Genomic DNA, 12,909 nt, shown 5'->3' with positions numbered 1-12,909 from the left:
AAATGATGACTAACTTACGTCCAGAAACTTTATTATTACACGGTGGCCAAGTAGCAGATCCAACAACAGGTGCACGTGCAGTACCAATTTATCGTACAACTGCTTACGCTTTTAATAGTACGGAGCATGCTCAAAAACTATTTGCGCTTGAAGAACCCGGTAATATTTATTCTCGTATTATGAACCCAACTGTCGATGTATTCGAAAAACGCGTTGCACTTTTAGAAGGTGGAACAGCAGCAGTAGCACTATCTTCAGGAATGGCTGCTATTTCATTTTCAATTTTAAATATTGCTCGTGCTGGAGATCATATCGTTGCTTCGGGTAGTTTATATGGCGGTACATATAATTTATTAGCCAATACTTTACCGCGCTATGGCATTACAGCTTCATTTGTAGATGAAAGAGATCCTGAAAATTTCCGTTCAGCAATTCAAAAAAATACAAAAGCGATTTATGTGGAAACAATCGGTAATCCAAGTTTAACTGTAGTAGATATTGAAGCCTTGGCAAATATCGCGCATGAAAATGAGATTCCATTAATTGTTGATAATACATTCCCATCACCATATGGTTCAAATCCAATCGAGTTCGGAGCAGATATTGTAGTACACTCTGCAACAAAATGGATTGGTGGACACGGTACAGTTATCGGTGGAGTCGCTGTTGATGCTGGAAAATTTGGTTGGACACAAGGGAAATTCCCTGACTATACTGAGCCAGATGCATCTTATCATGGTATTCGCTATGGTGTTGATGCTGCAAGTGCTGCATTCGCAACTCGTCTGCGCGTTCAATTACTACGTGATTTTGGTCCAACATTAAGTCCTGACAATGCATTCCAATTAATTCAAGGTCTTGAAACGCTACATTTACGTGTACCACGTCACAATGAAAATGCACAAAAAGTTGCAGAATATCTACGTAGTCACGAAAATGTAGAGTGGGTTAGCTTCAATGGCTTTGAAGATAGCGCAGCTCATGAAAATGCAAAAAAATATTTAAAAAATGGCTTTGGCTCAGTTCTAACATTCGGTATTAAAGGTGGGCGTGAAGCCGGTCGTCAATTAATTGATAATATCGAGTTATTCTCCCATGTAGCTAATGTTGGTGATGCACGTTCGTTAATTATTCATCCAGCATCTACAACACACCAACAGTTAAGTGCGGAAGAATTAGTTGTAGCAGGAGTATCTGAAGAGCTTGTACGATTATCAATTGGTTTAGAAGCGATTGAAGATATTATTGCAGCTCTAGATAATGCTTTCGCAAAAGTAGATGAAGCGGTAGTAGCAAAATAAGATTTATATAAGAAGAAAAGATCAAGACAAGGGATGACGAGAGGCATTATGTCATCCTTTTTCCTGTTCAAAGTATAATATTTTATACTTTGAACATTTTGTCTCAAAATTTAAAATACAGTTAAGGTGTTATTACTAATGGATTCGTTTGACCTTTCTAGAAAAACAATTGTCCTCTCTGGAAAGATTTTTCTTGTAATCTTTTCATTAATAGTCTAAAATCATCAATAAGTAAAAAATTGAAACACAGTGTATTAGTGATAAATAGAATTGCTAAACACTATTTGAAGGACTATTTGTAAAGGGATTATGAGGCATACACGCTGTGAAGGGGTTTAATACAATAGTACAGCAACATAATTAGCAAATAGCGATATATCTTTTTCTCTGAATTAATTGGAAGTCAATATCATATGGTGTTGTGCTGAAGAACAAACATGATCTGATTACGCAATGAGTTTTAACATCTGATTTTGATATTCTCAAAACTAGATGGGGTTTGAACACAATTTGGAGATTGAGTGTAAGATTGCAATATTATTTTGGAGGCGATCGTATGGCAGCAGTAAAGGTAGCAATTCTAGGATTTGGTACTGTAGGGCAAGGAATTTATCATATCATAAATGAAAAGCGTGAACAGTTTAAGGAGACATTAGGAGTAGATATTGAAATTGCTAAAATTTTAGTGCGTGACGTGACTAAACCTCGTTCAAATGCACCGCAAGAGTTAATAACAGATAACTTTGAAGATATTTTAGCCATTCCAGATTTACAAGTTGTATTCGAAGCAATTGTTGGTGAAGAGCCAGCATTCAGATATTCAGCACTTGCAATCGAAAGTGGCTGTAACGTAATTACAGCTAACAAAGTAATGTTCTCTAAACACGGCCTATCTTTACAAGAAAAGGCGAAACAATATGGCGTACAAGTGGGCTATGAAGCAACAACTGCTGGTGGCGTTCCTGTCATCAAAACCATGCAAAATATCTTACGAGTAAATGATGTACACCATATTCAAGGAATCTTGAATGGTACATCAAACTATATCCTAACTCAAATGCGTAGTGAAGGCCTAGCATTCAATGATGTATTAAAAGATGCACAAAGCCTAGGATACGCTGAAGCGGATCCTTACAATGATATTTCTGGTCAAGATGCTTTCCGAAAACTTATGATTCTAAGTGCGTTAGCATTTGGTAAACAACCAAGATGGGAAGATGTTGATGTAATTGGTATTACTGAAATCACTTCCGAGCAAGTTGAAGAAGCTTCTGCAAAAGGCTTACGTTACCGCCATGTAGCAGATGTACAATTAGGCGTAGATGGAGAGTTAATCGCCAAAGTTGGGCCTGAGTTAGTTGGACCAGAACATCCACTTTACTCAATTGAAGGTGTTAATAACGCAGTAGCTCTTGATACAAACTACATTGGTACCCTAACTCTTGTAGGACCAGGAGCAGGTATGTTCCCAACTGCAAGCGTAATGGTTGAAGATTACGCAGACATGCTAGCTAAACAATCAGCGCCAGTTACAATCTAAATTTATATTGGAGCAGCATTCAGTTGCTAGCTTCTACATATGGTAAACACCAGTGGCTATTCAAAGACGCCACTGGTGTTTTTGTTATTAAGTGTATGGGGTTTTTAATAACCTAAAACAAAAAGACAGCTGTTGGCTGTCTTTTAGTCTTCATCTTTAATATCAATATCTTCTGGAATCGGCGTGTTCTTCCAAATTTCAATTTCTTCTTTGATACGTTCAAGTTGATCATGGTAACGCTCAAATTGGTCACTGCTGATTAAAAACTGTTCTCCATCGTGAACAGCATGAATGCGACCTTCTAGTATATAACGCAGCACTTGTTGCTCTGGCATTGAGATATCTTTCGCTGTATCTGCGACGGTTTTGTACATAGATCAATGCCTCCTTTTGCCTTCATTATAATAGAAGAAAACGTTTGCCTCAACTTTCAGAATTTATGGTATATTTATGGAAAGATATATAAGGAGTGAGCTATTAAGTGAGTATATTACCATATGCTTTTGTATTATTGGCAGCTGTTTTATGGGGGACAGTTGGTACAACACAGACATTTTTAACAGATGGTATTCATCCACTAACAGTTGCCATGATGCGATCAGCAGTTGGTGGAGGTACTTTACTCTTAATAGCTATTTTAATGAGGAAAATAAATTTCCGTCATTGGGCTTGGAAGTATACACTTTTTGCTGCACTATCGATGGCTCTATTCCAACCGTTATTTTTTTCATCGGTACGTTTGACTGGTGTTGCAATTGGAACAGTCGTAACGATTGGCAGTTCGCCAGTATTTGCAGGTTTAATTGATTGGCTTTATTTCAAAAATAAACCTACACGTACTTGGGGAATAGCTACATTACTTGCTATTGTAGGGTGTGTATTATTGTTTGTGAATAAAGGTGAGGCAACTGTGAATCCACTTGGTATTGCCATGGCACTGTGTGCTGGAACAGCTTTTGCAATTTATACACATGTGAGCAAGGCGTTGTTGGAAAAAGAAGATGCGCTGCCAGCAGTGGCGATGACATTCTCTATTAGTGCGTTATTATTGTGTCCAATCTCATTAGTATACGGAATTGAATGGGTTGGGCAAAGTGCAAACTGGCTACCACTAGCGTTCATGGGCGTATTCGGTACAAGCATCGCGTATTTGCTGTTTCTAACGGGCTTACAAAGAATATCATCATCCTCAGCAGTGACACTTTCACTCGGAGAACCATTAACGGCTGCTATTCTTGGCGTTTTTCTAGTTGGAGAGTATCTAAGCTTAACATCTTGGGGTGGCGTTGCGATGCTACTCGGTGGTATTTTAGTTATTACATTTGGCGGTCGTGCAAAAAAAACTAATGAAATTTTAGCTACTTAGTTTAGGCTAAGTAGCTTTTTTGTGAAGAAAATGAAGGGGAGATAAGATAGAAGTAAGCTAATTTAAGGATTATGGCTGAGAAATAGGACGTGAATATTCTGCTAAATAACAATCGTTGGAGTTAGTGCAACAATCAGTATAGATAGTGCAACAAACAACAAAGTTAGCGCAACAATCAATGGTGTTAGTGCAACAAACAACCGAGATAGTGCAACAATCAAAATTTTTAATCGGAACCTCTTCCGCTGAACGAGCGTCTTCAGCATTTAATGTAAACCTTAAGAATTTCTTCATTTTTATGATAAGGTGGTCTTAAGATTTGATGTGTATTATAAATGTTATAGAGATGCGAGATTAATGAGTGAGTAAAATAAATATTTAAATTTGTTGAGGGATGAGGTGCGAGATATGGCAGATTATACGGTGCTTGTGACGGATGATGATCAAGATATTCGTGATGGAATTGAGATTTATTTGAGAAACGAGGGGTACAACGTACTAAAGGCAGCTGATGGTCTTGAGGCGTTAGAGCTGCTCGCGGAAAATGAAGTGCATTTAATCATTCTAGATATTATGATGCCGAAAATGGACGGTATTACGGCGACATTTAAGATTCGCGAAGAGCGTAATATTCCTATTATTATGTTGAGTGCGAAGGCGGAGGACTCTGATAAAATACATGGGTTATCAGTTGGAGCTGATGATTATGTAACGAAACCGTTTCACCCGATGGAGCTTGTGGCTCGTGTGAAATCGCAAATGCGTCGCTATGTGAAACTTGGAACTTATAATGAGCAACAATCGAAAATTGCTGTGCAAGGAATCGTACTTGATCAAGAATCGAAAGAAGTTACACTTGATGGGGAGTCAGTGAAACTAACGCCAATTGAGTTTAAGATCACTGAACTACTGATGGCGCATGCTGGTCGGGTATTTTCAATTCAGGAGATTTATGAGCGCGTTTGGAACGAGCCTGCATACAATGCTGAAAATATAGTGGCTGTTCATATACGGAAAATAAGAGAAAAAATAGAAGTGGATCCAAAAAATCCACGTTACTTGAAGGTGGTGTGGGGAATTGGCTACAAAATCGAAAAATAATAATGCATTTCTATGGTCAATCTTCGCATTATTTATAGCGGTCATTAGCCTGACGTATTGCTTATCATTTATTGTAGATTTAGTAGATCTCAGCTTTGCAAGAACAACTAGAACATTTGCTCAGCTAACAAGATGGATGGGGGGAGCGTAATAATGAAGAATAATTCAAGAGGGCTCTTTAGTTTATTTTTAATGTCAATTGTTCTATTCAGTGTTTTTTCTTTAATACTGCAAGGACCAAAGTATATTGGAAAAGATTACTTTGATTCGGATAGCTTTCAATCTCAGTTGGATTACTTTACATCTGATATTGGACCTTTATTATTAAATCCTATTGATGCTGAAGAGGCTAAAAAGACAATTACAGTAACAGAGAATGAAATTGAAGAACATCGAAATAGATACGGTACTTTGAGCGAACAAGTTGAAAATATTAATGACCAGTACCAAGATCGTATTGCACAAGCAATTGATTCTAATGCAAAAAAAGTAAAAGAGACTCTAATAAAAGAAAGAGACTCTAAAATAGATGACATAACGAAGAACTTTGAAGATGATGATTATATTAAAAAGAAAATTATAGCAAATAAGAAAAAAGCAATAGATAATTACATGTTAGAAATGAACAATCAAAAAAAGGAGTTATTGGATACCTATCGATTCTTTGCTTTCCAGCTGACTGATGTAGATACACAAAAAACGATGACATATGGTGAGATAGAAAGTCCAGCAGCATTTAGTATTAAATATGGTAAAGGAACAAATTTACTTAAAACGTACAGTGTGTCGAATAGTTACCCAGAAGATATGCATGATAACAATAGTTATTCATCCAATAGCTTTTTTGTAAGTGATTCAACTACAACTTCTACTGCTAATGAAGAATATATTAGTGAAGCACTTACGGATAAAACCTATCAGTACGAAGGGAAAATTACAGTTCCAAAAAACGCATTAAAATATAATGAATTAGAGACAGACTATAATACTTTTAAAAGTAATCAAGTTTTGTGCTACATTATTTGGTTTTTAGGATTTGTAAGTTTAATACTATTATTAACAGTATGTAAACCAACTAAGCAAACTTTAATACAAAACAATGATTTCACTCTTTGGATACGCAAATGGCCGATGGATGGACAAATTGTGGGATTATTAGTAGCTGTTTGGGCTTTGTTAAGTAACTTACAAGGGATAATATATAAACTTGAAGGCCTAAATAATTATAGCAGACGGGAAAATGTGTTAGGGCAAGTAGTAAGTTTTGGATTCCCATTTATTATTTTATGCTTCTTATTATGGATTTCTTTAGCACAAGCGGTTTCAATTTTAGAGAATTTAAATAGTGAAGAAAAGCGCCTAAAAGCATACGAAAGAAGCTTTGTAAAAAAAGCGTTTGAGAATTTACAAGATCTATTTTTAAATCGTAGTCTCGGTTTTCAATCAGTTATTTTGTTAGGTATTATTTTCTTAGCAGGTGTTGGTTTTGCCGGTGCGATGGTTTCGGGGCAATTATTTATTATTTATATCCCACTGTTCCTATTTATTGCTCTACCAGCGACAATTCTCTTCTTAACCCGAATGAGCTATCTAAATCGTATTATGAAGGAAACGGAGCAGATGGCTGCAGGTCGTTTGAGTAACGAAATTAAGATACAAGGTAAATCTGCCTTTGCTAAACATGCACGTAATTTAAACGATTTACGTGATGGGGTTCGTACGTCCATCTCTGAGCAAGCGAAAAGTGAGCGCTTAAAAACAGAACTAATCACAAATGTTAGTCATGATTTACGTACGCCATTAACATCGATTATTACGTACACAGATTTATTAAAAAAACCAAATGTCACTGAAGAAGAACGCGATTCATATATTGCGATTTTAGATAAAAAATCACAGCGTTTAAAGACGCTTATAGAAGATTTATTTGAAGTATCAAAAATGGCTTCTGGTAATATGGAGCTTCAGAAACAGAGGGTAGATTTGAATCAGTTACTACAACAAGCTCTTGCTGAACATGAAGAAGACATTACAAAATCCGAGTTAGACTTCCGCGTGAATACACCTGATGGCCCGTTATTTGCTTATGTGGATGGTCAAAAATGGTGGAGAATGCTAGATAATCTAATCTTAAACACATTGAAGTATACGATGGAAGGCACACGAGTATATTTAACACTAAGTCAAAAAAATGGTGAAGCTGAATTTGTTATAAAAAATGTAACGAAATATGAGATTGGCGAAAATGTTGAGGAATTATATGAGCGCTTTAAACGAGCAGATGCTTCTCGTCATACAGATGGCTCTGGACTAGGATTAGCTATTGCACAATCAATTGTAGATTTACATGGAGCTCGCATGAAAATTGAAGTAGATGGTGACTTGTTCAAAGTAACAGTTAATGTTGTATCAATTTATTAATAGGAAAACCCCAGATTGCTACTACGCAATTTGGGGTTTTTACCGTTATGTGAGATCTTCCCATACATTAATATATTTTATTTGATACATAGCTTCAGTTGACCTTTGGAAGTAAGTTACGGCTTTTCTATATTCATGATGGTCATATAATAGATTGCCTAAAAGGATAGCATATTTTTGGACATTTTTAATGTCATTTATCTGTTGGAAATGATCAATAGCATTGGCAATTAACTTTTCATCAAAGGGAATTAGCTGATGTTTCATTTTGAAAATTTCGAAGTGGTACGAATAGGTTGTCGCGTTATCGGCTAACTCATGTTCTTTAATTAGATCTAGTCCTTTTTCGCACCATTTCAGTACATAATCCTTTTGATTTAGTTTCGAATATTCTTTAATGATTGAATGGATAGTAATAAGAATACTGATAGGCTTAGTTTTAGTTTTATAGCTTTTTTTGTAATAAGAAATAGCCTTTTTTGCATGACCTTGAAGAGCATAAATAAAGCCCATATTTTGAGACAGTAGACCTTCAAACTGTCGAAGCTGATGCTTATGACAAAATAATGAAGTATCTTTTAAAATTTGTTTGGCACTAGCATAGTGACCATTTTGTATGAATGTTGCGACAATTAAAGTTTTACAATCTACAGAGCGCGAGAAGTAGCCTAGAGATTCGTATATAGCACTAGACTTCTGCGCATAATTAAGCGCGTTTAAGTTTTGGTTTAAGGAATAATAATTTAAAGCTAGTATATAGTAGTAATCAGCTTTTTCCCAATCTTCTAACTGGATATTAGGTAGTAATTTTATAGATGCTTCCAAATAAGAAAGTGCTTTTATATAATTGCTTTTTCTATAATGATAAATATTAGCATTGATGTTATTTATAAAACTTTGATGCTCATCTAAATTTTCTTCCATTGCATAAAAGGCTGTTAAAAAGTGTTCTATTTCATTTAAAGGTTGCTTAGAGACTAAAAAAAGTCGGAACAAATACAAATTATAATAGTAAAAGTTTTTAGGTTCATCAAACTTTATTTCAAGGTTCATATAATGATTCACTTTGTCCTTTGCAGCTAGCTCATTACGAGTGAGTACAATAGATTTGTAGTTTTCATAGAGGTTAGCTATAATTTGCTCTTCATTTTCTTGTGTAAAGTGATTTAAATCAATTTGTAGACGTGTAATTAGATCGTCGAGTACTTCGGTAGAGGGAATTTTGTTTCCACTTTCAATTTTACTTAAATAAGAAGTAGAACAAATATTTTCTGCAAGTACTTTTTGTTTCATGTTTTGTTTTATACGTTCTGATTTAATAATTTGCCCAATATTATGCATATATATACCTTCCATAAATTATACTATTTTGGATATTACACTAATAAAATAATTTTAGAATCGGTAAAAAGAGTGATTTTGTGTGACAAAAATAATAATTTGTAGAGTCTAAACTCATAACTGTAGGGAAAAATAGATTATTAGATAGGGTAAATAGCGTTATAATATCATATTTTTACGAAAAAGGGGATTTGTAAGAATGGATTGTTGTAACCAACATCACTTATTTTACTAAATGATGTTGGAATGCATAGACGACTGCTTGAGTGCGATCTTGTACTTCAAGTTTAGCTAATATATTACTGACATGTGTTTTAACCGTTTTTATTGCGATGAAAAGTTCGTTAGCAATATCTTGATTGGCCTTTCCTTGAGCAATTAATAGAAGGATTTCCCGCTCACGTTCTGTTAAATCTTCATGAAGAGGGCGATCAGTTTGTCGTAAACGCTTCATCATTTTGTTTGTGACTTCAGGTTCTAAAACAGGGGTACCATCTGCAGTTTGACGGATAGCGTCTGCGATTTGCTTTGCATTAGTTGTTTTGAGTAAATAGCTTATAGCGCCAGCTTCTAAAGCGGGATAAACTTTATCATCGTCTAAAAAACTTGTGACAATCATGATTTTCGCTTGTGGCCACTCTTTAATAATAGCAGCGGTAGCTTCTGCACCTGTCATAAGGGGCATGACCATATCCATTAAAATGATATCAGGCCGATGTTGTAATGCAAGGTCGAATGCCTCTTGACCATTTGCCGCTTCTGCAACAACCTCCATATCAGATTGTGATTGCAAATAGGCAGATACTCCGATACGTACCATCTCATGGTCATCCGCTAATAATATTCGAATCATCTGGTTCGTGCTCCTTCTCTACGGGGATTTTAACTTCTATAACAGTTCCTTGATTTGGAACGGAAACAATCTTACAAATACCACCTATTTCAATGGCACGTTCTTCAATGTTTTTTAAACCATAAGAGCCAGCTTTCTCATCGTATTCTTGGAACCCGACACCATTGTCCTGTACACGGAAAATAGCAAGATTATCACGCTCTACTAGTAAAATATCAACTTCAGTGGCCTTTGCATGGCGTAAAGTGTTAGATAGAGTTTCTTGAGCAATTCGAAATAAGTGGTCTTCCGCGCCTTTCTGCAAAGAAACTTCCTCTAAACGATGATGTATGTTGAAATAAACTTTTTGTTTTAATTCAAACAATAAATCTTCAAGACCCTGAGCAAGTGATTTGTTGTGGAGAGCAACTGGTCGTAAATGTAATAATAGTGCACGCATTTCGAGTTGAGCTTGTTGTACAATAATCTCTGTTTGTTTTAATGGCTTCGTCACATGTATAGGTAAATCTTCAGGTACCGTTTCATTAACTGTCGATAATAACATAGAGGCAGCAAATAATTGTTGAGATACTGAATCATGCAATTCGCGAGCAAGTCGCTGTCTTTCTTGAATAATTCGCTCTTGAATTATTTTATCCTCAGCCTCAGCGCGTTCATTTGTAATACGTTGCAGACTTTTCCGTTGTGTGCTGATTAGGTCTTCAGCAGAATCTAGAGATTTACGAACGCTTTTAGATAAATGTTTGGTTGATACTGGTGTGTTTTTCTTAGTTTGTATTAAGGTTTGTAGTACATGGGCTAATTCTTTTTCTTTACTTTGCGTCAATGAAATAGACCAAATAGCAACACTAATACTGAATGCAGCTAATAATGTTAAAATCCACAAAAAGAGTGGTAATTCCAGGTAATAAAGTTTCCATAGAGGGGACCAAGTATCTAATTCAGGCATCCCCCATAAAATGAAGAAAATGAAAAACACAATCGCAATTTCAAAAAAGAAAATTGATAGAAATTTTGGGATAAGTGATCTCATTTACGAATCACCTCAACATCCCCGAATACAGTTGATACAGTAATAATTAGCTCAACAGGTGATTCAACTTCTGGATTGTAGCCGTCTTTCATCGAAATTGTTTTATTCCACAAACGTGGCATTTTGTTACCAAAGAGCTGTACATCTCCGACTAGGGTATTAAAATGAATACGTACTGGCACTTCATATGGTACTGCAATACGTACTTTACCAAAGCCTTGGCGGATTGAAATAAGAGAAGTGCCTTTTGGTAAAAGTGTTTGAGTTGTATCTATTGTTAAATCACTAACAATCCCTTGCACATGAATATCTTGCCATTCATAGGCATTAGTTGGTGTACTTTGTAATGAGAAAGCTTTATTTTGAATAATAGGATGGACCCCGGATGGATTGTAATCAGACTGATCTGGTAACGATATCGAGACGGGAGTACCTTTTTTTAGCTGCCATAAAATATATACAAGTGTTATTACGACAGCTATGCGTAAGCTCCACATTGAAAATAATGAAATGATACTGATAATAGTACCCATCCAAAATAACCATTTTCGTCGTTTACTAATGCTCATATAAATCATTACGATGCCAAGAAGGCCGAAAATAATGCTACCATTATCGAAAAAAGTCACTTCGATAAAGACCAGCAATACAGAGATGATCAGTAACATCGTCAGTTTATTTGTTGTAATTTGATTCATGTTGTTCCTCCTTCTTCGCATCATAATGTTCAATTAATAGAAAAAATTAAAGGAGAAGGGCATCTGCCTTTCTCCTTTTTAGTATAACTGGCCTTCCAAAGAAGTCTAGTATTAGCTTAATTTTTCTTCATTAATTGTTATCGTTTTAGGAGCATTTTTTTCTAACAGCGCTAGGCGTTGCTCCATAGTTGAAATTTCGTGCTCTTGATCAATTTTTTGCCCAAGACGCTCAATATAAGCTTCCATCGACTCAAAAGTTTCTAATCGTTTACCAACTTGCCCGTTTGTCTCTGGATTTAGAACACGGTCCATTTGGTTATGGGCACGTGTGACATTTTCTTTCCCCATTAACTGGAGCTGACGAACTTTCATATCTTTAATTTTATGCTTCATTTCTTCGTATTTACGTTCCAGACCAAATAATTCCTCAGTTGCTTTGTTAATGCTATCTCTTAATACGATTTGTCGGTTTGCATAAGCGGACATTTCTTGTTCTGCAAAGTTGACTAAATCTTGTTCACCACTTAGTGTAGCAAGTTCTAATTGTTTTTGGCGTTTGTTGAACATTTCGATTGCCACTGCTAACTCATCTTCGAGTTGTTTTTTTAGAGATGCTTGGCGTTCTAACCATTTACCAGTTTGCTCTGTTTGCTTTTCTGCTTCTCGGATATACTGATTTAGCATAGCGATAGGGTTTTTAGCTTCCTTTTTATCAAATACTGAATGTAAATCGGCCTCAAGAGTATATTTTAAACGTTGTAGTAAGTTTGCCATTATAATTTTCCCCCTTATTTAGATAATTCTTCCCATTGGTTTTCAAAATTTGTGAATGGATCATCTGTTTTTGCAGTAATGACAGTTGTATTTTCTTTACCGTCCCATTTACGCACGATATACCAAAGTGCAACGATTGCGATTAAACCGATAAAGCTAGGGATATTTGCTACAGCTGTTAGTAAACCTGCTATTGCAACAAGAGCCCAGATAACTTTTGCGAATGTTGATTCACTTTTTAGGTAGAAGTGAATACCGGCATAAAGAATAGCTGCCGAAATAGCCAATCCTGCCATAGCTCCAAGTGAACATAAAATAGTGATAGCGGCGATGACGCCGATGATAAATAAACCGACTTTTTTCATAAGTTAGTGCCTCCCTTCGTTTGTATCTCCATATTACGCTAGGATTTGAATTGGACAAACGGCCTTGGAATGCATTTTCAACTAAGACCTTAGGCGTAGTTATTACTAGGTATGCT

The 12,909-nt window shown here is 35.8% G+C and carries 14 protein-coding genes; 6 read left to right on the top strand and 8 right to left on the bottom strand.

Translation table 11 applies throughout. The annotated features are described in order from the left end of the window. Window positions 1-5: 5 nt before the first annotated feature. Together ACZLO7_RS20890 and ACZLO7_RS20885 are read left to right on the top strand one after the other, a co-directional pair. Window positions 6-1,301, top strand: coding sequence for an O-acetylhomoserine aminocarboxypropyltransferase/cysteine synthase family protein (locus tag ACZLO7_RS20890; RefSeq protein ID WP_464939937.1), 1,296 nt, complete (start codon window positions 6-8; stop codon window positions 1,299-1,301). 556 nt (window positions 1,302-1,857) lie between these two features. Beyond that, complete coding sequence (locus ACZLO7_RS20885; protein WP_464939888.1) at window positions 1,858-2,841, top strand: homoserine dehydrogenase family protein; 984 nt, start codon at window positions 1,858-1,860, stop codon at window positions 2,839-2,841. A gap of 143 nt (window positions 2,842-2,984) precedes the next feature. Here ACZLO7_RS20885 and ACZLO7_RS20880 read toward each other — a convergent pair whose 3' ends face one another. Continuing rightward, window positions 2,985-3,215, bottom strand: coding sequence for a DNA-binding protein (locus ACZLO7_RS20880; RefSeq protein ID WP_427752300.1), 231 nt, complete (start codon window positions 3,213-3,215; stop codon window positions 2,985-2,987). A gap of 107 nt (window positions 3,216-3,322) precedes the next feature. Here ACZLO7_RS20880 and ACZLO7_RS20875 point away from each other — a divergent pair, with 107 nt between their 5' ends. Then, a complete protein-coding gene (locus ACZLO7_RS20875) occupies window positions 3,323-4,207 on the top strand; it encodes a DMT family transporter (RefSeq protein WP_464939889.1) in 885 nt (294 codons plus the stop codon). A 101-nt stretch (window positions 4,208-4,308) separates the two neighbouring features. Here the strand turns inward: ACZLO7_RS20875 and ACZLO7_RS20870 are convergent, their stop codons facing one another. Next, entirely contained in the window at window positions 4,309-4,473 is a 165-nt protein-coding gene (locus ACZLO7_RS20870) for a hypothetical protein (RefSeq protein ID WP_464939890.1), read from the bottom strand. A 142-nt stretch (window positions 4,474-4,615) separates the two neighbouring features. Here ACZLO7_RS20870 and ACZLO7_RS20865 point away from each other — a divergent pair, with 142 nt between their 5' ends. From ACZLO7_RS20865 to ACZLO7_RS20855, 3 genes are read left to right on the top strand one after another with little or no spacing between them, the layout of a single operon-like run. Continuing rightward, a complete protein-coding gene (locus tag ACZLO7_RS20865; protein WP_464939891.1) occupies window positions 4,616-5,308 on the top strand; it encodes a response regulator transcription factor in 693 nt (230 codons plus the stop codon). Further along, window positions 5,286-5,459, top strand: a complete 174-nt coding sequence (locus ACZLO7_RS20860; RefSeq protein WP_464939892.1) for a hypothetical protein — start codon at window positions 5,286-5,288, stop codon at window positions 5,457-5,459. The genes ACZLO7_RS20865 and ACZLO7_RS20860 overlap by 23 nt, the downstream gene beginning before the upstream one ends. A 2-nt stretch (window positions 5,460-5,461) precedes the next feature. Beyond that, a complete protein-coding gene (locus ACZLO7_RS20855) occupies window positions 5,462-7,729 on the top strand; it encodes a HAMP domain-containing sensor histidine kinase (RefSeq protein ID WP_464939893.1) in 2,268 nt (755 codons plus the stop codon). Window positions 7,730-7,774: 45 nt separating this feature from the next. Here the strand turns inward: ACZLO7_RS20855 and ACZLO7_RS20850 are convergent, their stop codons facing one another. The 6 genes from ACZLO7_RS20850 to ACZLO7_RS20825 form a co-directional block, all read right to left on the bottom strand. Continuing rightward, window positions 7,775-9,070 carry a helix-turn-helix domain-containing protein gene (locus tag ACZLO7_RS20850; protein ID WP_464939894.1) on the bottom strand — a complete coding sequence of 432 codons (1,296 nt, stop codon included), beginning with the start codon at window positions 9,068-9,070 and terminating at the stop codon, window positions 7,775-7,777. Window positions 9,071-9,293: 223 nt separating this feature from the next. After that, window positions 9,294-9,923 carry a response regulator gene (locus ACZLO7_RS20845; RefSeq protein WP_464939895.1) on the bottom strand — a complete coding sequence of 210 codons (630 nt, stop codon included), beginning with the start codon at window positions 9,921-9,923 and terminating at the stop codon, window positions 9,294-9,296. Beyond that, on the bottom strand, window positions 9,898-10,956 hold the full coding sequence (locus ACZLO7_RS20840; protein ID WP_464939896.1) for a sensor histidine kinase: 1,059 nt from the start codon (window positions 10,954-10,956) through the stop codon (window positions 9,898-9,900). The genes ACZLO7_RS20845 and ACZLO7_RS20840 overlap by 26 nt, the downstream gene beginning before the upstream one ends. Further along, a complete protein-coding gene (gene liaF, locus ACZLO7_RS20835; RefSeq protein WP_464939897.1) occupies window positions 10,953-11,654 on the bottom strand; it encodes a cell wall-active antibiotics response protein LiaF in 702 nt (233 codons plus the stop codon). The genes ACZLO7_RS20840 and liaF overlap by 4 nt, the downstream gene beginning before the upstream one ends. 111 nt (window positions 11,655-11,765) lie before the next feature. Further along, on the bottom strand, window positions 11,766-12,428 hold the full coding sequence (locus tag ACZLO7_RS20830) for a PspA/IM30 family protein (protein WP_464939898.1): 663 nt from the start codon (window positions 12,426-12,428) through the stop codon (window positions 11,766-11,768). Between the two features lie 14 nt (window positions 12,429-12,442). Next, window positions 12,443-12,793, bottom strand: a complete 351-nt coding sequence (locus ACZLO7_RS20825) for a lmo0954 family membrane protein (protein WP_464939899.1) — start codon at window positions 12,791-12,793, stop codon at window positions 12,443-12,445. Window positions 12,794-12,909: the final 116 nt, after the last annotated feature.

The sequence above is a fragment of the Viridibacillus sp. d25.2 genome (assembly GCF_055456015.2).
Note: the sequence above shows the minus strand (reverse complement) of the source record. Positions and strands in the feature narration are given on the sequence as shown.

Bases quoted from the DNA above. Each gene is read 5' to 3' on its own strand.
- ACZLO7_RS20890 (WP_464939937.1), top strand. From the start codon at position 6: ATGACTAACTTACGTCCAGAAACTTTATTATTACACGGTGGCCAAGTA.
- ACZLO7_RS20845 (WP_464939895.1), bottom strand. From the start codon at position 9,923: ATGATTCGAATATTATTAGCGGATGACCATGAGATGGTACGTATCGGA.
- ACZLO7_RS20830 (WP_464939898.1), bottom strand. From the start codon at position 12,428: ATGGCAAACTTACTACAACGTTTAAAATATACTCTTGAGGCCGATTTA.
- ACZLO7_RS20870 (WP_464939890.1), bottom strand. From the start codon at position 4,473: ATGCTGAAGACGCTCGTTCAGCGGAAGAGGTTCCGATTAAAAATTTTG.
- ACZLO7_RS20850 (WP_464939894.1), bottom strand. From the start codon at position 9,070: ATGCATAATATTGGGCAAATTATTAAATCAGAACGTATAAAACAAAAC.
- ACZLO7_RS20865 (WP_464939891.1), top strand. From the start codon at position 4,616: ATGGCAGATTATACGGTGCTTGTGACGGATGATGATCAAGATATTCGT.
- ACZLO7_RS20880 (WP_427752300.1), bottom strand. From the start codon at position 3,215: ATGTACAAAACCGTCGCAGATACAGCGAAAGATATCTCAATGCCAGAG.
- ACZLO7_RS20855 (WP_464939893.1), top strand. From the start codon at position 5,462: ATGAAGAATAATTCAAGAGGGCTCTTTAGTTTATTTTTAATGTCAATT.
- liaF (WP_464939897.1), bottom strand. From the start codon at position 11,654: ATGAATCAAATTACAACAAATAAACTGACGATGTTACTGATCATCTCT.
- ACZLO7_RS20885 (WP_464939888.1), top strand. From the start codon at position 1,858: ATGGCAGCAGTAAAGGTAGCAATTCTAGGATTTGGTACTGTAGGGCAA.
- ACZLO7_RS20840 (WP_464939896.1), bottom strand. From the start codon at position 10,956: ATGAGATCACTTATCCCAAAATTTCTATCAATTTTCTTTTTTGAAATT.
- ACZLO7_RS20825 (WP_464939899.1), bottom strand. From the start codon at position 12,793: ATGAAAAAAGTCGGTTTATTTATCATCGGCGTCATCGCCGCTATCACT.